This window comes from Halogeometricum sp. CBA1124 (assembly GCF_009741955.1).
GTDB lineage: Archaea > Halobacteriota > Halobacteria > Halobacteriales > Haloferacaceae > Halogeometricum > Halogeometricum rufum.
This window is the reverse complement of the sequence record NZ_WPCD01000037.1, coordinates 1-22675: the sequence shown is the minus strand read 5'-3', so window position 1 is coordinate 22675 and position 22675 is coordinate 1. Positions and strand designations below refer to the sequence as shown.

Sequence of the window (22675 nt, the reverse complement as noted above, 5' to 3'; positions counted from 1 at the left end):
GTTCTGGAGCGGTTGGAGACGGACGCGGCGTCGGCGGGCGTCGGACTCGAACTCGTCACCGACCCGGCACGGAGAGAGCGGATAGCGGCGCTCCAGACCCGAGCGGACGAACAGCAGTTCGACGACCCGAGCTACCGCGCGGAGTTGGGGCGCTGGATCGGAGACGGGTCACTCGGGGCGGGGTGGCTCGCGGCGCGCGTCGGCCAACTCGCGGTCAGGTACCTCGATATGGGGGCGCGGGAGGGAAAGAAGAACTCGAAACTCGTGACCAGCGCACCCGTCGTCGCCGTCCTCACTGCCGACGACGACACCGTCGAGTCGCGTCTCAGAGTCGGGCGGGCGTTCGAGCGCGCGGCGCTGACCGCGACCAGCGAGGGACTCGCGGTACATCCGATGAGTCAGATTCTGGAGGTCGAGGACCTGTGCGCGGAGCTTTCGGAACTGCTCGGCCTCGGCGAGTCCGAACCCGTCCACCTGTTCCGCCTCGGCCACGCCGACCCGGACGCGACCCGGACGCCCCGGCGACCCGTCGAAGACGTCCTCGTGTGACCGCGTGCGGCCGCCTCGGAAAGCGAACGCGGCGAGTCGGTCGAAACCGACCCGGGGCGTCCGTGCTATCGGGCGGGTGCAGCGGCGTCCGAAGACGCCGCGAGCGGGTTCAGTAGTTGTCGTAGACGGTCTTCGTGATGGTGAAGAAGTCCATCCCCTCCTCGCCCTGCTCTCGGTACGTCTCCGAGGAGGAGGCGTTCATCCCGCCGAACGGGACGTGCAGTTCCAGCCCCGTCGTCGCCTCGTTCACCTTGACGACGCCGAAGTCCGCCTCGTCGACGAAGCGGTTGGCCTCCGAGTGGTCCTGCGTGACGATACCCGCCGCGAGGCCGAACTCCACGTCGTTGACGATTTCGACGGCCTCGTCGAAGTCGCTGTAGGAGGTGACGCCGACGAAGGGGCCGAACACCTCCTCCTGCATGATTCGCATGTCCGACTCGACGTCGGTGAAGATGGTCGGCGAGACGAAGAAGCCGTCGTCGTAGTCGTCGCCCTCGAGTCGTTCGCCGCCGTACTCGAGCGTCGCGCCCTCGTCCTGCCCGATTTCGACGTACTCCAGCGTGCTCTCCAGTTCGCTCTCGCTGACGTGCGGACCCATGTCGGGGTCGTCCAGTCCCGGTCCGACGTCGAGGCTCTCGGCCCGTTCGACGAGTGCCTCCACGAAGTCGTCGTACAGCGAGTCGTGGACGACGACGCGTTCGGTCGCGGTGCAGGCCTGCCCGGTGACGCCGAACGCGCCCGCGGCGACGACGTCGGCCGCCTCCTCCACGTCGGCGCTCGCCGAGACGACGGTGGGGTTCTTGCTCCCCAGTTCGGTCTGCACGCGCTTGTGAGAGTCCGTCGCCTCCTCGTATATCATCTCGCCGACCTGACGGCTGCCGGTGAACGAGACGGTGTCGACCGCCTCGTGGTCGAGTATCTCCCCGCCGACTTCCTCGCCGCCGCCGGCGACGAAGTTGACGACGCCGTCCGGGACGCCCGTCTCCTCGGCCGCGGCGTCGAGACACTCGAACACCTTTCGGAGGACGTTCGGCGCGTCCTGCGAGGGTTTGACGACGAGCGTGTTCCCCGTCGCCAGCGCGGGAGCCATCTTCCACGACGGGATGGCGATGGGGTAGTTCCACGGGACGATGAGGCCGGCCACGCCCATCGGTTCGCGCACGTAGTAGAGGTTCTGGTCGGTCGTCGAGGGCTCCTGCCGTTCGCCCGCGTAGTCCTTCGCGCGTTCGGCGTAGTAGTAGAAGATGTCGACCGCTCGCTGAACCTCACCGGCGGCCTCGGTCCGCGTCTTCCCCTCCTCGCGGACCAGCGTCTCGGTCAGTTCCTCGGCGCGGTCGTCCATCCGTTTGGCCGTCTCGCGGAGGAACGTCCCGCGCGCCGTGGCGGGCGTCTCCGCCCACTCGTCTTCGACGGCCGCGGCGGCCTCTATCGCCCCGGCGGCGTCGGCCGAACTCGACCGCTGGAAGGCGCGACGACGTCGGACTGGTCCGCTGGATTCGTCACCTCGAACGTCTCGCCGGTCTCGGAGTCTCGCCACTCGCCGTCAACGTAGTTCTGGTACGTATCCACCATCGCGTCTGGCTTCGAAGCCTCGACTTACCCCTCTTGTGGCCGTCGTTCGGGACCGTCCTCGAACGTGATTCGAACCGCCGTGAGACATATGCGGCGACGCCGAGAACTGAGAGGCGTGCGATACTTTCACGTTCGGACCGGCTCGAACGACCTGCGTCTCGTCGCCCGGGACGGGGAGTCGGGATACGACCTCACGGCGGCGCGTCCCGCGGTGTCGTCGTTCCGCGACCTCGCGATGGTCGCGTCGGCGACGAACCGCGGCGTGGACGGCGTCGCCGAGGGCATCGTCTCCGACGCGCCGGTCGTCGGGACGGAGTCCGTCGAGACGGCGACCGCGCGTCCCCTGGTCCCCGACGAAGTGTGGGCCGCGGGCGCACCTACGAGGCGAGCGACGACGCCAGACAGACCGAGAGCGACCGGCCGGACCTCTATCAGGACGTGTTCGAGAACGAGCGCCCCGAACTGTTCTTCAAGGCGACGCCGTCGCGAACGGTCGGCCCAGACGACCGAGTCGGCATCCGCGCGGACTCCGACTGGGACGTCCCCGAACCCGAACTCGGCGTCGTCCTCTACGAGGGCGACATCGTCGGCTACACCGTCGGCAACGACATGAGCAGTCGCGACATCGAGGGGCAGAACCCGCTGTACCTCCCGCAGGCGAAGGTGTACGACCGGTGCTGCGCCGTCGGTCCGTGCGTCGCCTCGCCGGAGACGGTCGGTGACCCGCACGAACTCGACGTGCGGATGACCATCCGCCGGGACGGCGAGACGGCGTTCGAGGGCGAGACGAACACCTCGCTGATGGCACGCACCTGCGAGGAACTGGTGTCGTCGCTGACGCGGCACGACGCGGTTCCCGAACTGGCCGTCCTGCTGACCGGCACGTCCATCGTCCCGCCGACGGAGTTCACGCTCCGCGAGGACGACCACGTCGAAATCGACATCGAATCCATCGGAACGCTGGCGAACGCGGTGACGGTCGTATGAGGCCGCACGGCGCCCGAGACACCCGCACTCACCCACGATGACCACGACGAGCGACGAACACGACGACGACGAAGGAATCGACACCGAAGACGACGCGAGCGATACCGACGGCAGCGACAATACGGCCGACGCCGAAGACGACGCGAGCGATACCGACGGCAGCGACAATACGGCCGACGCCGAAGACGACGCGCCCATCGACAACGGCGACGAAGCGACCGACACCGAGGACGATGCGACGACGGCGGCCGACCCTGCAGTCGAGAACGACCTCGTGTTGGTCTCGAACCGACAGCCGTACTCCCACGAGTACGACGACGACGGCGACGTGGTCGTCGACCGCCCCGCGGGCGGCCTCACGGCCGGACTCGACCCGGTGATGCAACGCGCCCACGGGACGTGGATCGCGTGGGGCGACGGCGAGGCCGACCGGGAGGTGACCGGCGACGACGGCACCGTTCGGATGCCGCCCGAAGACGAGTCGTACGCGCTCAAGCGCATCTGGCTCTCTGACGACGAGGTACAGGCGTACTACTACGGGTACAGCAACCGGGTGCTGTGGCCCCTCTGTCACGGCGGCGTCTGGCAGACCGAGTACGCGAACCGCCACTGGCGGCGGTACCAGCAGGTGAACGGGAAGTTCGCCGACGCCGTCGTGGACGCCATCGGCGACGACTCCATCGTCTGGTTTCAGGACTACCACTTCGCCCTCGCGCCGCGACAGGTGCGCGAGCAGGTTCCGGACGCGCTCCTCGCCCACTTCTGGCACATCACGTGGCCCGGGTGGGACACGTTCCGCGCCTGCCCGCAGGCGGCCGACATCCTCGAGGGGTTGCTGGCGAACGACCTGCTCGGGTTCCACGTCGAGCGGTACTGCTACAACTTCCTCGACTGCGTCGACGAGGCGTTCGACGACGCGTTCGTCGACTACGACGACAACCGCGTCCAGTACGAGGGCCACACGACGCACGTCGCGGCGTTCCCCCTCGGCATCGACGCGAACTCGGTGGCCCAGTCCGCCGCGGACACCGACGAGGAGTCGTGGCGGTCGTTCAAGCGCGACCGAGGCATCCCCGAGGAGTCGATGGTCGCACTCGGCGTCGACAGACTCGACTACACGAAGGGCATCGTCGAGCGACTGAAGGCGTTAGAGGAGTTCTGGCGGACCCGCCCCGAGTGGCAGGGGGAACTGACGTACGTCCAGAAGGCCGACGAGTCGCGGTCGCTCATCCCCGAGTACCAGAACCTCCAGTCCAACGTCGAGGAGGCCGTCGAGCGCATCAACGAACGCTTCGGCACCGACGAGTGGACGCCCGTCGTCTACATCGACGACTGGTTGGAGAGCGACGCGCTCAACGCCCTGTACCGCTACAGCGACGTGATGCTCGTCAGCGCCCTCCGCGACGGGATGAACCTCGTCGCCAAGGAGTTCGTCGCCTCGCAAATCGACGACGACGGCGTCCTCGTCCTCTCGAACCAGACCGGCGCGCACGAGCAACTCGGCGACCAGTCGGTCAGCATCAACCCCTACGACACGCAGGAGTTCGCCAACGCCATCGAGGAGGCGGTGACGATGGAGGAGACGGAGCGACACCGTCGGATGCGGACGCTCCGCGAACGCGTCGCCGACGCCGACCTCGACGCGTGGATGGCCGACGTGTTCGCCGAAATCGAGGAGATACGCGAGAACAGAACGGTGCGCTGAGAAGCCGACGACGGGACGGAACGCCGCGAGAAGTCGTCGCTCTCAGAACTCGACGCGTTCGACGCTCTCGTCGGTTCCGTAGACGACTTCGTCCACCATCTCCACGAACAGGCCGTGTTCCTGCGCGCCGGGAATCCGCGCGAGGTCGGCGGCCCGCGCGTCGACATCGTCTATCTCGCCGAAGTCGCAGTCGACGACGAGGTTCCCGTTCGCCGTGAACAGCGGTCCGTCCTTCGCCTCCGCGTAGCGGAGCGACGGGTCGCCGCCGGCGTCGCGGACCACGTCTGCGAGACGTGGGACGAACCGGGGTCGGGCATCTGGGAGGTCCGCGGCGACGACCACCAGTTCGTCCACTCGAAGGTGATGTGCTGGGTCGGCCTCGACCGGGCCATCGAGATGGCGGAGACGCTGGACTTCGCCGAGGACGACGACCGGTGGTCGACGGTCCGCGAGGAGATTCACGAGACGGTGCTCGAACGCGGCTACGACGACGAAATCGGGGCGTTCACACAGCGGTACGAAGGCGAGACGCTGGACGCGACGGCGCTGCTCGTCCCGCTGACGGGCTTTCTCCCGCCTGACGACGACCGGGTCGTCTCGACCGTCGACACGATTCGGGAGGAACTGGCGACCGAGGATGGACTCGTGTTCAGGTACAGAGACGGCGCGGACCCGTTGCCCGGCGAGGAGGGGGCGTTCGTCCTCTGCTCGTTCTGGCTCGTGGACGCCCTCGCCGTCTGCGGCCGCGTGGAGGAAGCCGAAACCGTGTTCGAGAACGTCGTCGACTACGCCGGGTCGCTCGGGTTGCTGTCGGAGGAAGTCGACGCGGAACGGGGGGAACTGCTCGGCAACTATCCGCAGGCGTTCAGCCACATCGGACTGGTGAACGCCGCGCTCTACCTCGCCGAGGCGCGACAGGACGTCGAGATTCAGCCGTTCGGCGCACACTCGCTGGACTGAGTCGGTCTGCGACGAGAGCGACGAGTGCGGGCGTCAGTTCTGCTCGACGACGTCGGCGGCGTTGTCTCGCGGCGCGTAGCCGATGCTTCGGAGCGTCTGCGTGAGCGACAGGCAGCGCTCGTCGTTCGCGGAGATGGCGTGGGCGGTGAGCGGGTTCTCCCGAACGTCGGCGAGTGCCGCGGCCGCCACGGCGTCACGACAGTCGCGCGGGCTCAGCCACATGGCGCGGGCGAACCGCGCCCCCTCCTCGGTGTACTCGTCCGAAGCCGGCGGGTCGGTCACCTTCTCGCGCAGTTGTTCGCGCGGGAGGAGCCACCCGATTCGGAGGTTGACCACTTCGAGGTCCGTCTTGTGAGCGAAGTGCTTGCCGAGTGCCTCGCCGGCCACCTTGGTGACGCCGTAGAACGAGTCGGGATACGGCTCCTGGTCCGGGTAGACGGCCGGCGCGTCGTCGCGGAGCGTCTCCGGTTCGTCCGGGTCGGCCACCTCCCGCGCGTTCAGCGCGTGGTTCGACGAGGAGTAGACGACTCGGTCGAGGTCGTTCTCGACGGCGGCGTGGTAGGCGTTGTAGACCCCGTCGACGTTGACGTCCTTCACCTCGTCCCAGTCGGCGTACGGGGACGGGTTCGCCGCGAGGTGGACGAGCACGTCCACGTCGTCCGGGAGTTTCTCGACGAAGTCGTCCCGGTTCAGCACGTTCAGGACGATGCTCTCGATGTCTTCCTCCTCCGTCTGCGTGATGGGAGTGACCGTGTGCGTCTCCCGGTCGAACGCGTCGAGGACGGTACTTCCGACGTTACCGGCGGCTCCCGTTATCGCGATGTGCGCCATCGACGGGAGAGTGAGTCGCGAGTGCCAAAGGTTCGATGGCCGGCCGGAGGACGGCCGCCGGAGGGGGTATCAGCCGGCGGTTCGACGCCGTATCGGACGACGAGGGCGGGACCGCACGCCCCCGAGAAACCTTCGTCCTCTCCGAGGACGAGTACCGGAAGTGGATAGCGAAGGAATCGAAGTTCGGGGCGACAGACAGGAACGAGTCAGCAGAACTTCCGTCCCCGCGAAACCCGGATAGTCGTCGAATCTCTCGACCCGTCCGACTCGTCCGACGCGGACCGCACATCGCCTCCGTGAACGATGCGGTGAGAGTGATTTTCACGAAATCCATTACAATGCTATCGGCGGTCGTATCGGGCAGTTTACCCTGTCGAACCCGGGTTTTTACCTATCTGCCCGCACGTCGTCCGTAAGACGTTCGACCGTCGAGCGCGCGGTCGACAGAGTTTATTGTAATCTAAGTTAGTATCATAATTGAGTTTCGTATTTAATGGCAGTTTTGTAATATCTATGTCTTACGTACTAGTTCCGCAGGTCAGGGGTTTAAATCGATGTGAAGAGAGATATCGTGTTTTATCGCCGACTGACGGGGCGAATGGTACGCTCCACTAGTAGTGTCATACGTGATAACGCCGTCTAACGAAATCCAACTGAATCATTGGGCTAGAGAGGTGTCGTCGATACGTGGTGGAGACGGGATGACGTGGATGCGGAGCGGCGTGGACGCAGAGTACCGTGGACGGGAGGTGAAAGTCGAGTGTGACGCAGAGTGATGTGGACGAGAGCCGGATGTGGGGCGAGAGCCGATGTCACGCGGGTTCGGAATCGTACTCCGTGAACAGCATCCTGAATCCGCCGACGAGGAGTCGGTCGAGCGCCTTGCTCGCCAGCGAGAAGGATATAAAGAAGACGACCATGACCGCGAACTCACCGGGCACGAACGCTCCTGCATCCAGCGTGGCGACGACGCGAATCATCGACATCGCGGTCGAGACTGCGCTCTCGAACGTCCACGCCGCGGCGAGGCCGAAGACCAGCACGGCGACCAGGGCCACCAGCGCCTGCGTCTCGGTCGGAGTTTTCCGTCCGAAGATGCTGCTTCGGTTCGCGTCGTAGCGGCCGATACCGAGCGACGCCAGTTGGCGTCTGACCTGTTCGAGAACGGTCACCGCGAGGACGAACCAGACGAACGCCGCGAGTCCGAAACGGACGAGCGACGGCGAGAGGGACAGCGTCGACTCCGTCAGCACCGCCACGACGGTGGGCGTCGCGCGGTCCACCAGATAGTAGAACAGCAACAACCCGAGAACGGCGTCCACGGGACCGTACGCCGGAAACTCGTGTCGCTTCCGGGGGGCGGTACGTAGTCGGGAGTCGCTGTACGAGCTCATGAGAGTACAGACGAGGTCACACGTCATCAATCGTGGGTCTCCCTCCCAGTTATCGAGAGTGACGGACCGGAAGGGTATCGTCGTTCCGGGTCCAGTAAGTCGTCCTGACGACTTCGGCCTCCCCGTCCGTCGGCCGTCGCTGTCACCCCTCCCCGAAGTCACCTCTCCCGGAGGCGGCATCCGTGCGTACGGTTATTCTCGCCTGTCACGTCCCTTGAACGTGCGCTGTCCGAGCATCGGCTCTTCGGCCGATTGCGGTGAGACGACGTCGGCGTCGGATTGGGCGTCACCGAGGAGGCGCCGAAACTGAGCCGGGACGCCGGCTACCGCCGCGGCGGAGAGGACGACGACGAGAGCGGCGGCGGCGGGAACGAGGAACAGTCCCGTGAACGCCGCGACGGCCCCGACGCCCAGTCCGAGCGCACCGCCGACGGTGCCGAGGACGGACAGCGTCACCAGTAGCGCCTTTCGCTCGTTCGTCCGTTCGTTGTACCGGAGCCAGTGGGCGTAACTCGACAGCAGCGACGACAGGAACTCCCGTTCGGTCCGACCCGTCGCGGCTTCGAGAGCCCTCGGACCGATACCGACGTGCTGACCCGACGCCGTGTACGTCAGTCCCGCCGCCGTCGCCGAGAGCGCGAAGGAGGCCACCCCGGCGCCGACGGCGGGGTTGACCAGCGCCGTCGCGGCCGTCACGTCGCTCGCCGCCGCGAACGAGAGCGCCGACACGAGGACGCCGACGAGTGCGACGTTGAGACGGAACATCGACAGCGCCTTCGAGTCGATGTCGTCTAGGGCGGTCAGTTGTGCGTCGAGCGTCTCGCGCGCCTCTTCCCGAGCGGGTCGAAGTGTCTCCACCTCCGGTTCGTCCGGCCCGGCGCCCGTCATACATCTCCGTGATGGTGGCGCGTCCCTAACTCCACCGGTCGAACGAGTCGTTTTCGAGGGAACCGCACGTCGACGTTCGGTGTTCGAATCTCGACGGTCAGCGATCAGTCTCATCTCCGCGAGACTCGTCGGCCGGTATCGACGGCAGCCAGTCGAATCTACAGACAGTATGTGAAACTGACAGCCTATCAGACGAAACGAGGGGGGGAGCCTGCGACGGTGGTTCGACGATGTCGTAACAGACGAAACGAGGGGGGAGGGTGAAGAAGAGAAGGAAGAGGAGGAAGAGAAGAAGAGAGAAAAGAAAAAGCGAGAAGGAGTTACTCGCGTTCTCGTTCGATCTGTTCGCGCGCTTCGAACACGGCGTCGGTGTCGACGGAGAGTTCGTAGACGAAGTAGGAACCGCCGCGTTTACCGTCGTTGTACTCCGTCTTCGAGAGAAATCCGAGCATCTCGAGCGTTCCGAGGTGATTCTGGATGCTCTTGAGACTCGTAAGCGGATCGTAGGCGTAGTGACCGGCGACCGTCTCGTACACGTTGCGTATCTCCTTGCTTCGAGAGGGCGTCTCGTCTTCGCTCTCCAGTCTGGCGACGGACTCTAACACGAGTTGACCGTGAATGGTCTGGTCGCGAATCTTGTTCGTCACCCGGCCCCGTCGAACCTGTTCGCGAGCGTCCTGAATGTGTTCGTCGGTCACCATGCCGTCGCCCTCCGACTCGGCGAGGTCACCGCCGGTACGGAGAAGGTCGAGTGCCTGCCGGGCACCGCCCGTGTCCTGTGCCGCGAGTGCGGCACAGAGTTGGATCGCCGACTCGGAACACGCACCGTCACGGAACGCCTTCTCCGCCCGTTTGTCGAGGATGGACCGAAGTTCGTTGGCGTCGTACGGACTGAACGATATCTCCTTCTCCATCAACGTGTCTCGGACCTTGGGCGAGAGTGAGTCACGGAATCGATAGTTGTTGCTGATTCCGATGACACCGACTTTCGACTCCGTGATGTGTCCGTTCGCCCTCGCGCGAGGGAACTCGTAGAGGAGTTCGTCGGCGTCGGAGAGGTGGTCTATCTCGTCGAGGACGAACAGGAACGTGCCGCCGATGTCGTCCATCTTCTCGTACAGCGTCTCGAAAGCGATGTTCGTCGACAACCCCGTCTTCGGAAACGGGTCCTCGTCGTCGTCCTGGAGTTTGTTGACGAGAGTACGGACCGCCCCGTAGACGCTGCCCCGGTTACAGTTGTAGATTCGAACGTGAAGGTCGTCCGCCTCGTCCCGTTTCTCCGTCTCTTCCTCTAGCGCCTGCAACATGTAGTTCGTAACCGCCGTCTTCCCGACGCCCGTCTTCCCGTAGACGAATATGTTGGAGGGATTCCGTCCGAACAACACGTCCTTGAGTGCGTCGCGGTACGCTCGAATCTCGTCGTCGCGTTCGAGGATAGTGTCGGGTTGATAGTCCTCGGATAGCACCTCCTTGTCCTCGAACAGCGTGTTGTCCATGTTACTGAACGGCTGTGTCATCTCTTCTCGCTACCTCACGGTCATCGCACATAAACCTAGTGTCGTGTGTTTTCGTCTGTTTCGTCGTAGTCACTCGTTTCATCAGTATCTCGTTTATGCTGCACCCCCACCCCTCATTTCGTGAGAAAAGTGGAGCAAGAGGGGTGGGGGGAGGGTGAAAAGTCGATTTGCCGGTATAGTAAGATTCAAATTACGTTTCTAGACTCTTCTCTAGACACTAGTCTAGTTAGTTTAGTTAGTTTAGTTAGTTTAGTTGGTATAGGGGTTGTACTGAACCTCCGTAGACTGGTGTGAACTAGGTAAGAAAGCTAATTACTGATGTTCGACGGCGATTATCTACGCTCGACGGAGGCTCCTCGTCGGGCACTGTCTGTTCTTCCATCAGACCGTCCGGTGGTCGTCGTCACTCCCCCTGGTCGCAACCACCTTTCCTCGTCACTACCGTCCACGTTGCTCCGACTGTTGGCTCCCTCTTGGTACCGTCGTTGTACCCGTGTTCCTCCCCTCGTAGTTCCGGCGTCGTTCTCGCGGTTACCGCCCAATCACCGGCTTTCGTCCGCTTTCGATCCGACTTCGGAGTGGTTACCAACGGTTCGATTCTCCCGATAGCGACCGGTCGTGACGTTGGAACAGACGAAATGAGGGGGGGTGGGCGCTACCTGTGAAGGGAGGACACCACCCCTCTGGTTCGCGCTAACAGACGAAAAGAGGGGTGGGGGCGTGACCGACGATGGTCCCCTCTCGTTCGCGCTAACAGACGAAATGAGGGGTGGGGGGCTTCCGCCATCTTCGTGCCGCAGTCCGGAACAGACGAAACGAGGGGGGTGGGGAGACTCTCCGTCGAACAGACGAAACGAGGGGTCTCCTCGGACCCGAAGTAAGCACCGAGTAGCGTGTGCGCACTCGCCAGATTCGTCACCCGGACTGCGTGGCGAGACGACGCTCGAACTCGTCTACCTTCTCGGACATCGCGTCCACGACTGCGCGCTCTCTCGACTCGTCGTGGACGTACGTCGGACCACAGACGTTGATGGACCCACACACCTCTCCGAGTGGCGTCTTGACTGGCATGCTGACCGCCCACATCCCTTCTATCGCCTCCTCAAAGTTGGTCGCGTATCCGCGTTCGCGTACCCGTGCGAGTTCTTCGACGAACTCGTCGGCGGAGGTGATGGTGTGCTCCGTCTGCGGGGAGAGCCCCCACTGGTCGAGAATCTCGCGGACTCGATGCTCGGGGAACTCGGCCAGAATCGCTTTTCCCGAAGCCGTACTGTGTACGTGGAACAACCGACCATCGACCAGATACGAGGGCGTGTCGGAGTAGGTGGATTCGTCGTACAACGAGACGACGCGACCGTTCTCCTCGACGGTGAAGTCGACTTCGAGTTGCGTCTCGTCGGCCAGTTCCGGAACGAGAGCCTTCGCGACGCCGTACACCTCGTTGCGTTTCCGCGCGTAGTTCCCCAGGTGATAGAGCTTCAACCCGACGTGGTAGGTGTCCTCCTCACGACTCACGTAGCCGTACTTCGCGAGCGTCTTGAGGTGGTTGTGGACGGTGCTCTTCGCGAGACCCGCCTCGTCGGCCAACTCGGCCAACGTCGCGCCGTCGAGTTCCGTGATGAGTTCGACGAGACGCAGCGAGATGTCTGTCGTCTGTAGCGTGTCGCTCTCGGTGCTACGCGGTCTCATGTGTCACCTCTCACGGTCGTACTACTTATGACTATGTAGCTTTCGGGTCTCCGCTCACGACCACGTTCTCACGGACACCCGAGCGGAGAGCGACCTCTCTGAGTGTAGAATACCCTTTCTGGACTGAGTGCAGAATACCCTCTCTGGACTGAGTGTAGAATACTCTTTCTGGAGCTAAATACGCGCAGACGGTTCGAGAAGAGCGTATTCATCTCCAGAGCCATTGCTTCTTTTGCGTGTAGAGCCGTATCGACAGCTGAATGAGCCCACTCAGCTCGTATTTGACAGACAGAACCTGTCATTTCGTTAGCACAGGCGCACGAACGTAGACAGATATCTGCATCTACGGACAGAACGAGTGCTTCGATTTCCGTACCGAGGGTTCGACCCCGGCGTGCGACGACGGCGTGTCGGTGCGATTTCCCACCGGCCGAACACTCTCCGCTTCCGCGGAAACGGTACCACCGAGCGCGACCCATTACACCACTACTGCTGTAATCCAATACCGTCCCGTCTCCGGGCCGGTCAGAAACGGAGTGGCTCGGTTCGACAGGTGGCCAGCACGGTGAGAACCTCGTTCCGGCTCTGCGGAACGGTTCCGGAGAGCCGAACGAACGTATCAGAATACTCGAACGTAACGATCGAAGCGTCGACCGAGTGTCTGTTCACCGCCGAAACTAACTGTCGCCGTCGGCTGTGTCAGTCTCCTGCATGGTAGCCGTTACGCGCGTACGTATGTGACGAATTGTCGTCTCCCACAGTTATCATACGGTCTGGACCGAAATAAACGACGAAACGGGCACGCTATCGTTCGTCTCTCGGGAACGGAGGCGTATCTCCCGCTCCACGCGGGACTACTAGTCGGGGACAGAACTGTACGGACGGCCGGCCCGACGGTTAATTTTTTCGTGAGTAAGTTAAAACACGGATTCGTCGCTCCCGAACTTCGACAGGAAGGTGACGTCGAAGAGCGCCCGGTGCGGACGGCTCTCAGTCGTCGGAATCGGCCCCGGTCTTTGGCGCACCCGCCGATCCCGACTCGCCGCCGTCTCCGAACAGCACCGTCTCGTCCTGCAAGACGAGATTGCCCGACCGCCGTCTGAACGTCTTCGCGAGACCCACGACGGCGATGAGGCAAACGATCGCGAACGGGCCACCCGTGACGATGGCGGCGGACTGAAGCGCTTCCACGCCGCCGATGACCATCAGAATCGACGCGACGACGCCCTGGAGGAGACCCCAGAAGATTCTGCTGACGGCGGAGGGTTCGGCCTTCCCGCCCGTCGTCATCATCGAGACGGCCAGCGTCGAGGAGTCCGCGGACGTGACGAAGAACGTCGTCACCAGGACGAGGAAGCCGAACAGTAGCAACGTTCCGAGCGGCACCGGAATCCAGGGTACGTTGAGGGCCTGAAAGAGGATGTAACCCGACACCGCTTCGCCGTACTGGCCCACCGGACCGAGGATGTCGACCACGCCGCCGTGCTGGAAGACAACGGCCGTACCGCCGACGATGGCGAACCAGGGGATGGTCGCGAGCGACGTCGCCACGATACCGGTGAAGGCCACCTCGCGGACCGACCGGCCGCGCGAGATGCGGGCGATGAACAGGCCGGCGAACGGCGACCACGCCAACGGCCACGCCCAGTAGAACACCGTCCACGCGTTCGACCACTCGCCGCCGCCCGTGTAGTCGGTGAACAGGCTCATCCGGAACCAGTCGCCCAGGAGGCCGCCGGTCGCTGCGTGCTGAGTTCGAGGACGCGAGCCGTCGGGCCGAGAATCAGCGTCGCGACCATGAGCACCGCGAACAGCCCCATGTTGAAGTTGGAGAGTCGGCGGATGCCACGGTCCACGCCGAGGACCAACGACACGGTGAAGAGTAGGGTCATGCTCGTGATGACCACGATAGTTCCGAGGTCACCGAGTTGGTAGCCCCAGTTGAACTCGATGCCCGTGAGGAACTGGCTCCCGATGAACCCAAGCGAGGTGGCGACGCCGCCCAGCGTCGCGAACACCGCGAGGATGTCGACGAGTTTGCCGAGCAGGTTGTCCACGTTGTCCGCGCCGACGAACGGCGTCAACACGGCCGAGACGCGAAGGGGTGCTCCGCGTGCGTGTGCGAAGTAGCCGATTCCGAGCCCCATGACGGTGAAACACGACCACTGGGTGATGCTCCAGTGGAACAGGCTGTACTGGACCGCGATGGGGATTGCCGCCTGCGATTTCGCGGCGACGTCGTACAACGGCGGGACCGACGAGTAGTGCAGGAGCGCCTCCGTCGGTCCCCAGAGACGATGCCCGCGGCCAGTCCTGCGGAGTATATCATCGTGAAGTAGGAGACGTAACTGAACTCCGGAGGCTCGTCGCCGAGTCTGATCTCGCCCCACGGCCCGACGATGAGGAAGGCCAGAAAGCCAACGAGAACGAGCATCACGATGAGGAACGCCCAGTTGAATCGGGCCAGGACGAACGAGTTGACGCCGGAGACGACGGTTGCGGCCGCTTCGGGACGAAGCGCGAAGAGGGCGACGAACAGGAGGGTGACTCCCGCGCCGAACCCGAAGATGATCGGCTCTATCTCCTCGCGGAACTCGGCGAGACTGCTCTCGCCGTCGCTCACGTCCGCCCACCCCCCTCGACGGGGCTGACGAGATGGTTGTGGTGACGATACGACCCGGACCGTCGGTCGTCGGACCGCCTATAGAGATGCATGTGTGAGTGTCGGTAGCAACGTCAGCCAAATGCTCCAACGACCAAATAAACGTTGTGGGCGATGCCGAGGAGTCGCCCGCCGCGCGGCCGCGAGAGCGGACGCCGCGTGAAACGGTCACAACTCTAAACGGTATCTGTATCCGCTTCCAGTCGGCCGATGCGGTCGGGGGCGTGTACCGGAATCGAGCGCTATCGACTCCCCGTCGCCGCCAGTAGCGCTTACGGCCTCCACAATCCTTAATGGAACACGTACACGAGAAATGTGTATGACGGACGCATCCCCCACGGACGGCGCGGACGACTCCCTCGCCTACGCGGCGGACAGGGACCGAGGTATCCTCACGCCGAGCGACCGCGAGTTCCTCCTCGGTCGGAAGACCGACTACACCGAACACTCGAAGAAGCAGAAGCGCAACCGCATCCGGCGTCGCCTTCGGAACGCTATCCTCGACTTTACCATCCTGTTCGACCATCTGGAGGACCGCGACCGAGAGACGGTGTTCAACCCCGAAGACGAGGCGCGCGAGGCGTACACGCAGGGCATCGTCGACATGCTCGGCTTCCTCCACCTCGGCACGATGGGCTACTACGTCCCGTTCAAGGACATGCTCGGCCAGGGCGTCAACCGCGCCGAGCAGAAACTCGCCGGCTCCGACTACCGGATGGTGACCGTCGACTTCAACGTCGACCCCGTCGGCCAGATAGACGTCGACGAAGTCGTAGACAAACTGGAATCCGAGCGGTTCGACGAGGTGACCGACGAGGAACTCCGCGCGTTCGTTCGCCTCATGACGGAGTCCGAGGCGTTCTCGCCGGGCGAGATGCGGTCGGGAATGAAAGAGCAGATGCCCGACTTCCTTGACGCCGTCTCGGAGGCGACTGACCGACGCACCCGGCGCGCGAGAACCTGAACGACTGACCGACGCGCGAACCTCGGTCCGCCGACTTGGAACGGGTCCCCCGTTTCGGGTCGTTTTCCCTCCTCGTCTGTCCGCACCCGCCCCCGTCGCACAGGTTCCTCTCGTGTCCGGCACCACGACACTGGTCATGATAACCGAGTACGTCGCCGGTCTGAGCGAGTATCTCTGACCGGCCGGTCCCCCCCTCCGGTCTCACCGTCTCGAAAGCAGGATACAGTTACTGTGTACGACGTACCGAAGAACGTTTATTACGCTCGGGAGCGACGATGTGGCCGACGCATGGCAGACAAGCGAGCGATATCCACGTCGGGCGCACCGCAGAACGACAACCCCTACTCGCAGGGCGTCCTCGCGGACGGGTTCCTGTTCGTCTCCGGGTTCGGACCCGTGGACCCCGAGACGGGCGAGGACGTCGACGGCGACGTGCGGGCGCAGACGCACCGAGTGATGGACAACCTCGCGGCCGTCGTCAGGGAGGCGGGCGGGTCGCTGGACGACCTGGTGAAGGTGACGGTGTACGTCACCGACATGGACGACTACGACGCCGTCAACGAGGCCTACGCCGAACACGTCGGCGACACGCCGCCCGCGCGCGTCTGCATCGAGGCGGCCCGTCTCCCCGACGACGTGCGCGTCGAGATAGACGCCGTCGCGAAGGTGGCGTGACCGGTATCGGCTCACCGACCGATACGACGGCGAAGAACCGAGAGAACAGCCAGAACCGAGGAACTCCGAGACCGAACCCGAGATTCGAGCGACCGGTCGCTTACTGCGCGGCCGTCGCCGTCGTCGCGTGTTCGATGGCGTCCGCGATGACGTCTAGCGCCGTCTCCGCGAGGTCCCGCGTGAGGACTAGAGGCGGGAGGAGACGCAGAATGTTGCCGTGGCGGCCCGCCTTCCAGACGAGGACGCCGTGTTCGAAGCAGTAGTCCTGAATCGCGTCGCCGACGTCGCCGTCCGGGTTGCCGTCGGCGTCGACGAACTCCGCGCCGATGAAGAGACCCTTCCCGCGCACTTCGGCGAGTTGCGGGTTCGACTCGCCGACCTCTTCGAGGCGCGTCTTGATGTAGTCGCCGAGTTCGCGGGCGTGGGCCAACAGGTCGTGTTCCTGGATGTACTCGATGGCGCGGGTACCGGCGCGCATGCCGACGACGTGGCCGCGGTAGGTGCCCGCGTGGTCGCCCGACCCCCACGTGTCGAGGTCCTCGTGGTACATCGTCGCCGAGAGGGGAAAGCCCGTCCCGCCGAGCGCTTTCGCGGAGGTCATCACGTCGGGCGTCACGTCGTACCACTCGCTGGCCCACCACTGGCCGGACCGGCCGAGACCGCTCTGAATCTCGTCGAAGACGAGGGGAATGTCGTTGTCGGTGGCGATGTCGCGGACGCCTGCAGGAAGCCCTCCGGCGGCGTGACGACGCCGCCCTCACCCTGGATGGGTTCGACGATGATGCCCGCGGGGTTGGCCAGTCCGCCGTACGGGTCCTCGACTATCTCCTGCAGTTCTTCGAGGGCGTGGTCCACCGCCTCCTGCGGCGACTTCTCCATCCGGAACGGGTAGGGGTACGGCGCGTGGACGACGTCGGGCAGGAGGGGGGTGTACGCCTCCTTGAACTTCTTGTTCGAGGTGACGCTCATCGCACCACTCGTCGCCCCGTGGTACGCGCCGCGGAAGGCGATGAGTCCGTCGCCGCCCGTGTTGTACTTGGAGAGCTTAATCGCCGCCTCGACGGCGTCGCTCCCCGTCGGCCCGCCGAAGACGGTTCGCATGTTGCCCTGTAGGCCGGCCGGCGCAATCTCGTCGAGTTTCTCGATGAGGTCCAGACGCGCCTCGGTGGGGAAGTCGACGGTGTGGACGAACTTGTCGGTCTGTTCGTGGACCGCCTCGAGGACGTAGGGGTTCGAGTGACCGACGTTGAGAACGCCGATGCCGGCGAACATGTCGATGAACGTGTTCCCGTCCACGTCGCGGACCGTCGCCCCCTTCCCCGAATCGAACGCGATGGGGATGTCCTCGGGGTACGCGACGGCGCTACTGTCGATGTTCTGCTGCTTCTCGATGAGTTCGCGCGAGCGTGGACCCGGGACGGAGTCGACGGACGGTGCCTCGTCGTAGTGTAGTTCCGATATCGGTGGTCCGCGTGCCATGTCCATGTTGAGGTGTAACTATCATAAATAAGTTGTCCACAGTATCCATACAACGGATACACAGAAACTGACGACAGTTCGCCGGCGCAACTGACCGCAATACATTAAATACTCCGCGAAGTAGTCACACGCATGCTTCACGCGAAAGGCCCGCTCCTGTCTGTCGACGTCGGGAGCAGGGAGACGAACGCCGTCACAGTTACCGACGTGCTAGAGTCGTACATCGGGGGGCGCGGCGTCGCCACCAAACTCGCGCACGACCGAATCCCGTACGACGCCGACCCGTTCGGCCCGGAGAACCGCCTCGTCTTCACCACGGGACCGATGCAGGCGTCGAACATGAGTTTCACCGGACGGATGAACGCCACCGCCGTCTCGCCCCTGACCGACGGTCTGCTCTCCTCGACGCCGGCGGGTTCATGTCCCGCCACTTCGCCGACACGGGGTACAGCGCCGTCGAGTTCACCGGTGCGAGCGACGAACTCCTCGTCGTCCACGTCACCGACGACGGAGTCGATTTCGAGGCCGTCCCCCACCTCGAAGGCGCGACGGTTCCGGACACCGTCGAGTATCTCGAAACCGAACACGACATCGGACCGGACCGTACGGCCGTCGTCGGGCCGGCGGGCGAGAACGAAGTGCGCTTCGCTTCCATCATGACCTCCGAGGAACGCGCGTTCGGCCGCGGCGGACTCGGTGCCGTCCTCGGTTCGAAGAACGTGAAGGCCGTGACGTTCGGCGGTGACTCCGCGCCCGACATCGACGTTCCGGCCGGCCAGATGGACATCCACCGCGAGGCAGCGACGGACGACCACATCATGAAAGAGCAGGGAACCGTCGCCGTGATGGACCTCGCCAACGAGGTGAACGGCTTGCCCTCGTACTACTTCTCCGAGCAGACGTTCGAGGGCGTCGAGGGCATCAACGGCGACGCCGTCGCCTCGAAGAAGTACAAGAAGGGGACCTGTTCGGCCTGCGCGTTCGCCTGCAAACTCCCCACCCGCGACGAGGAACGCGGCGTCGAGACGGAGGGCCCCGAGTTCGAGGTGGCGATGGCGTTCGGGTCGAACTCGGGCGCGACGACATCGTCGACGTGATGAAGTCCAACCAACTCTGCGACGAGTACGGTCTCGACGCCATCTCGGCGGGCAACGTCGTCGCCTCCTACCTCGCCGCCGAGGACGAGTTCGGCAACCGCGAACTCATCTGGGACCTCGTCGAGAAGATCGCCCACCGCGAGGGCGTCGGTGACACGTTGGCCGAGGGCATCGACCGGACGCACGAGGAACTCGGCGTCGAGAACTGGACGGTGAAGGGGATGGACTTCGCGGCCCACGAGGGACGCGTCCTGCACGGGCAGGGACTGTCCTACGCCGTCGCGAACCGCGGTGCCGACCACATGTACGCCACGTTTTACTCCGTGGAGTATCCGCTGGTGCCGCAGGAGCAAGCGGTTGACCCCGAGGGAACGGTGGGGAAGGCAGACGTGCTGATAGAGCGAGAGAACCTGATGGCGCTGAACGACAGCGGCGTGGTGTGCAAGTTCTCGCGGGACTACATGACGCCGGAGCGCTACGAGATGCTGTTCGGCGCGGACTTCGAGGAGTTGCTGGCGGTGGGCGCGCGGACCGTGACGCTCGAACGGCACTTCAACAACCAGCGAGGGTTCGACCGCTCGGACGACCGACTCCCGTACGAGTTGCCGGACTTCGAGGCGGCACTGGACGAGTACTACGACGCTCGCGGGTGGACCGACGACGGCGTCGTCCCCGAGGGACACGTTCCGGCCTGACTCCCGCGTCCCGTTCGCCCTCTGACCGGCCCCCGCGTTTCGTCTGTCTTCCGTCCGGCCCCCTTCGTTCTCGCGGTCCGTGCGTACCGCTACACAGGATTCGTTCTCGCCGTACACAAAAAAAGTTATACCGCTGTTCGCACAACCTGTTTCCGAGTCTCGGTAGCATGCCCCAGTCAACGTTCGAACCCAGCGAGTACGAGAGACGCATCGAGGAGACGAAAGCGCGGATGCGCGAGGACGAGTTGGACGCCCTCGTCGTCGCCGACCCGGCGAACATGAACTACCTCTCGGGGTACGACGGCTGGTCGTTCTACGTCCACCAGGCCGTCGTCGTGACCGCCGACCGCGACGAACCCGTCTGGGTCGGCCGCGGACAGGACGCCAACGGCGCGCGCGCGACGACGTGGCTCTCCGAGGAGAGCATCGAGTCTTACAGCGACGACCACGTCCACTCGCCGTACGACCTCCACCCGATGGACTACCTCGCCGACGTCCTCGAAGCCCTCGGCGTCGCCGACGGGCGAATCGGACTGGAGATGGACGCGTACTACTTCACGGCGAAGTCGTACACGCGACTGCAGGAGAATCTCGGCGAGGCGACGTTCGCGGACGCGACGCTTCTGGTCAACTGGGTGCGCGTCACGAAGTCCGAACGCGAACTCGACTACATGCGCGAGGCCGCCCGCATCTCCGAGGAGGCGATGCTCGCGGGTCTGGAGACCATCGAGGAGGGCGTCCCCGAGTCGGAGGCGGCGCGGGCCATCTACGACGCGCTCATCCGCGGGACCGACGACTACGGCGGCGACTACCCCTCCATCGTTCCCCTCATGCCCTCCGGCGACCACACGGGGACGCCGCATCTGACGTGGACGGACCGCGAGTTCGAACGCGGCGACCCGGTCATCATCGAACTGTCGGGCTGTCGGCACCGCTACCACTCTCCGCTCGCGCGGACCACGTACGTCGGCGACCCGCCGGCGGAGATGACGGAGCGGATGGAGATAGTGGTCGAGGGGCTCGAAGCCGCCCTCGACGCCGCCGAACCGGGCGTCACCTGCGAACGGGTCGAACGGGCGTGGCGCGACGTCATCTCGAAGTACGACATCGAGAAGGAGGAGCGAATCGGCTACTCGATGGGACTCGGCTACCCGCCGGACTGGGGCGAACACACGGCGAGTCTCCGACCCGGCGACGAGACGGTGCTAGAGGAGAACATGACGTTCCACATGATTCCGGGGCTGTGGTTCGACGACTTCGGCGTCGAACTCTCCGAGACGTTCCGTATCACGTCGAACGGCGCCGAGGTGTTGGCCGACTTCCCGCGGGAGTTGTTCTCGACGTGAGCCCCCGGATTCACTGACGCGGGTCAGCGGTGTCAGGCCCGGCGACGAGCTTTCGGTCGCCGCAACATTTCTTCGCGGCCGAATTAGACGTTAGACTCCTCGCAGCCGTTGAAAACAGTCCGAAGAACGGGGAACGACTCATCGATTAATTTAACACGATGGTTCGTCATTGATTCCGCACATGGCACAAGCGACGACGGACGAGGAGAACACGGGCGAATCGGACGCGGACTCCGCACTCGTCACCGCCCGCCGGCAACTCGAACGGGCGGCGGCGCACGTGGACGTGGACGCGAACGTCATCGAACGCCTCCGACACCCGACGCGCGTCGCGCGCGTCTCCGTTCCGCTGAAACGGGACGACGGGTCGCTGGACGTGTTCACGGGCTACCGCGCCCAACACGACGACGTGCGTGGCCCGTACAAGGGTGGCCTCCGCTTCCACCCCGAGGTCACCGCCGACGAGTGCGTCGGCCTGTCGATGTGGATGACGTGGAAGTGCGCGGTGATGGACCTCCCGTTCGGCGGCGGGAAGGGCGGGGTCGCCGTCAACCCCAAGGACCTCTCCGAGAAGGAGACCGAGCGACTCACACGCCGGTTCGCCGAGGAACTCCGCGACGTCGTCGGACCGAAGCAGGACGTTCCCGCGCCGGACATGGGGACGGACGCGCAGACGATGGCGTGGTTCATGGACGCCTACTCGATGCAGACGGGGCAGACGACGCCCGGCGTCGTCACCGGGAAACCGCCGGTCATCGGCGGGAGTTACGGCCGCGAGGAGTCGCCCGGGCGAAGCGTCGCCATCGTCACGCGCGAGGCCGTCGACTACTACGACTGGGACCTCTCGGAGACGACCGTGGCCGTGCAGGGGTTCGGGAGCGTCGGCGCGAACGCCGCCCGCGCCCTCGACGACTGGGGCGCGAACGTCGTCGCCGTCTCCGACGTGAACGGGGCCATCTACGACCCAGACGGACTGGACACGCACGCCGTTCCGACCCACGAGGAGGAACCCGAAGCCGTGATGGGACACGACGCGCCCCAGACGATGTCGAACGAGGACATCCTCGAACTCGACGTGGACGTCCTCGTGCCCGCCGCCGTCGGTAACGTCGTCACCGCCGACAACGCCGACCGCGTGCAGGCCGACTTGGTCGTCGAGGGGGCGAACGGGCCGACGACGTTCGCCGCCGACGCGATTCTCGAAGAGCGCGGCGTGCCGGTGATTCCGGACATCCTCGCCAACGCCGGCGGCGTCACCGTCTCGTACTTCGAGTGGTTGCAGGACATCAACCGACGCCAGTGGTCGCTCGAACGCGTCCACGAGGAACTGGAGTCGCAGATGCTGTCGGCGTGGAACGACGTCCGCGGGGAGTACGAGGCGCGCGACGTGACGTGGCGCGACGCCGCGTACGTGGTCGCGCTTCAACGCGTCGCGGAGGCGAAGTCGACGCGCGGCCTGTGGCCCTGAACTGAGTTCAGTCCGCGCTCGGCGCGAGCACTTCGTTCACCAGTTCGCCGCCGGACTCGAGGCGCGAGACGTTCTCCGCGACGATATCCGCGAGACGGTCCCAGTGTTTCGGCGTGTGACCGCCGGTGTGCGGCGTGACGAGGCAGTTCTCCAGGTCCCACAGTTCGTGGTCGTTCGGGAGCGGTTCGGGGTCGGTC

The 22675-nt window shown here is 64.6% G+C and carries 13 protein-coding genes and 6 pseudogenes; 9 read left to right on the top strand and 10 right to left on the bottom strand.

Annotated elements, in window-relative coordinates; genetic code table 11:
* On the top strand, window positions 1–549 hold a 549-nt coding region (locus GJ632_RS07325), incomplete at its 5' end, for a nitroreductase family protein (protein WP_197427926.1).
* Window positions 550–658: 109 nt separating this feature from the next.
* Here the strand turns inward: GJ632_RS07325 and GJ632_RS07320 are convergent.
* Window positions 659–2121: pseudogene (locus tag GJ632_RS07320) on the bottom strand (aldehyde dehydrogenase family protein).
* A gap of 115 nt (window positions 2122–2236) precedes the next feature.
* Here GJ632_RS07320 and GJ632_RS07315 point away from each other — a divergent pair.
* Together GJ632_RS07315 and GJ632_RS07310 are read left to right on the top strand one after the other, a co-directional pair.
* A pseudogene (locus GJ632_RS07315) lies at window positions 2237–3108 on the top strand (fumarylacetoacetate hydrolase family protein).
* Between the two features lie 37 nt (window positions 3109–3145).
* Window positions 3146–4813 carry a trehalose-6-phosphate synthase gene (locus GJ632_RS07310; protein WP_231751388.1) on the top strand — a complete coding sequence of 556 codons (1668 nt, stop codon included), beginning with the start codon at window positions 3146–3148 and terminating at the stop codon, window positions 4811–4813.
* Between the two features lie 42 nt (window positions 4814–4855).
* Here the strand turns inward: GJ632_RS07310 and GJ632_RS23225 are convergent, their stop codons facing one another.
* The gene (locus GJ632_RS23225) at window positions 4856–5167 is read right to left on the bottom strand and encodes a ribose-5-phosphate isomerase A (RefSeq protein WP_343161075.1); all 312 of its coding nucleotides are present in this window, start codon (window positions 5165–5167) and stop codon (window positions 4856–4858) included.
* Here GJ632_RS23225 and GJ632_RS24675 point away from each other — a divergent pair.
* Window positions 5129–5773: a glycoside hydrolase family 15 protein gene (locus GJ632_RS24675; protein WP_343161074.1), complete on the top strand. Its 645-nt coding sequence runs from the start codon at window positions 5129–5131 to the stop codon at window positions 5771–5773. The genes GJ632_RS23225 and GJ632_RS24675 overlap by 39 nt on opposite strands.
* Before the next feature lie 33 nt (window positions 5774–5806).
* On the opposite strand, the gene GJ632_RS07300 is transcribed toward GJ632_RS24675, so the two are convergent.
* The 6 genes and pseudogenes from GJ632_RS07300 to GJ632_RS07275 form a co-directional block, all read right to left on the bottom strand.
* Window positions 5807–6604, bottom strand: a complete 798-nt coding sequence (locus GJ632_RS07300; RefSeq protein WP_191452540.1) for an NAD(P)-dependent oxidoreductase — start codon at window positions 6602–6604, stop codon at window positions 5807–5809.
* A gap of 812 nt (window positions 6605–7416) precedes the next feature.
* A complete protein-coding gene (locus GJ632_RS07295; RefSeq protein ID WP_197427925.1) occupies window positions 7417–7998 on the bottom strand; it encodes a hypothetical protein in 582 nt (193 codons plus the stop codon).
* 192 nt (window positions 7999–8190) lie between these two features.
* Window positions 8191–8856 carry a hypothetical protein gene (locus tag GJ632_RS07290; protein ID WP_343161073.1) on the bottom strand — a complete coding sequence of 222 codons (666 nt, stop codon included), beginning with the start codon at window positions 8854–8856 and terminating at the stop codon, window positions 8191–8193.
* A gap of 350 nt (window positions 8857–9206) precedes the next feature.
* Window positions 9207–10403 carry an orc1/cdc6 family replication initiation protein gene (locus tag GJ632_RS07285; RefSeq protein WP_089809625.1) on the bottom strand — a complete coding sequence of 399 codons (1197 nt, stop codon included), beginning with the start codon at window positions 10401–10403 and terminating at the stop codon, window positions 9207–9209.
* A 915-nt stretch (window positions 10404–11318) separates the two neighbouring features.
* Window positions 11319–12092: an IclR family transcriptional regulator gene (locus tag GJ632_RS07280; RefSeq protein WP_089809627.1), complete on the bottom strand. Its 774-nt coding sequence runs from the start codon at window positions 12090–12092 to the stop codon at window positions 11319–11321.
* A gap of 990 nt (window positions 12093–13082) precedes the next feature.
* Window positions 13083–14715: pseudogene (locus GJ632_RS07275) on the bottom strand (BCCT family transporter).
* A gap of 358 nt (window positions 14716–15073) precedes the next feature.
* Between GJ632_RS07275 and GJ632_RS07270 the strand changes: the two are divergent.
* A complete protein-coding gene (locus GJ632_RS07270) occupies window positions 15074–15718 on the top strand; it encodes a hypothetical protein (RefSeq protein WP_191452537.1) in 645 nt (214 codons plus the stop codon).
* A gap of 288 nt (window positions 15719–16006) precedes the next feature.
* Window positions 16007–16393 (top strand): Rid family detoxifying hydrolase, encoded by a 387-nt coding sequence (locus GJ632_RS07265; protein ID WP_089809931.1) that lies wholly within the window; start codon window positions 16007–16009, stop codon window positions 16391–16393.
* Window positions 16394–16493: 100 nt separating this feature from the next.
* Here the strand turns inward: GJ632_RS07265 and GJ632_RS07260 are convergent.
* Window positions 16494–17872 (bottom strand): annotated as a pseudogene (locus GJ632_RS07260) (aspartate aminotransferase family protein).
* A 132-nt stretch (window positions 17873–18004) separates the two neighbouring features.
* Here GJ632_RS07260 and GJ632_RS07255 point away from each other — a divergent pair.
* The 3 genes and pseudogenes from GJ632_RS07255 to gdhB all read left to right on the top strand — a co-directional run bounded on the left by GJ632_RS07255 (window position 18005) and on the right by gdhB (window position 22478).
* Window positions 18005–19664, top strand: a pseudogene (locus GJ632_RS07255) (aldehyde ferredoxin oxidoreductase family protein).
* A 167-nt stretch (window positions 19665–19831) separates the two neighbouring features.
* Window positions 19832–21010, top strand: a complete 1179-nt coding sequence (locus GJ632_RS07250; RefSeq protein WP_089809635.1) for a M24 family metallopeptidase — start codon at window positions 19832–19834, stop codon at window positions 21008–21010.
* 181 nt (window positions 21011–21191) lie between these two features.
* A complete protein-coding gene (gdhB, locus tag GJ632_RS07245; protein ID WP_089809637.1) occupies window positions 21192–22478 on the top strand; it encodes a glutamate dehydrogenase GdhB in 1287 nt (428 codons plus the stop codon).
* A gap of 7 nt (window positions 22479–22485) precedes the next feature.
* Here the strand turns inward: gdhB and GJ632_RS22000 are convergent.
* Window positions 22486–22675: pseudogene (locus GJ632_RS22000) on the bottom strand (D-2-hydroxyacid dehydrogenase); the annotation flags it as partial.

Bases quoted from the DNA above. Each gene is read 5' to 3' on its own strand.
- GJ632_RS07265 (WP_089809931.1), top strand. From the start codon at position 16,007: ATGGCAGACAAGCGAGCGATATCCACGTCGGGCGCACCGCAGAACGAC.
- GJ632_RS07250 (WP_089809635.1), top strand. From the start codon at position 19,832: ATGCCCCAGTCAACGTTCGAACCCAGCGAGTACGAGAGACGCATCGAG.
- gdhB (WP_089809637.1), top strand. From the start codon at position 21,192: ATGGCACAAGCGACGACGGACGAGGAGAACACGGGCGAATCGGACGCG.
- GJ632_RS07285 (WP_089809625.1), bottom strand. From the start codon at position 10,403: ATGACACAGCCGTTCAGTAACATGGACAACACGCTGTTCGAGGACAAG.
- GJ632_RS07280 (WP_089809627.1), bottom strand. From the start codon at position 12,092: ATGAGACCGCGTAGCACCGAGAGCGACACGCTACAGACGACAGACATC.
- GJ632_RS07270 (WP_191452537.1), top strand. From the start codon at position 15,074: ATGACGGACGCATCCCCCACGGACGGCGCGGACGACTCCCTCGCCTAC.
- GJ632_RS07310 (WP_231751388.1), top strand. From the start codon at position 3,146: ATGACCACGACGAGCGACGAACACGACGACGACGAAGGAATCGACACC.
- GJ632_RS07295 (WP_197427925.1), bottom strand. From the start codon at position 7,998: ATGAGCTCGTACAGCGACTCCCGACTACGTACCGCCCCCCGGAAGCGA.
- GJ632_RS07300 (WP_191452540.1), bottom strand. From the start codon at position 6,604: ATGGCGCACATCGCGATAACGGGAGCCGCCGGTAACGTCGGAAGTACC.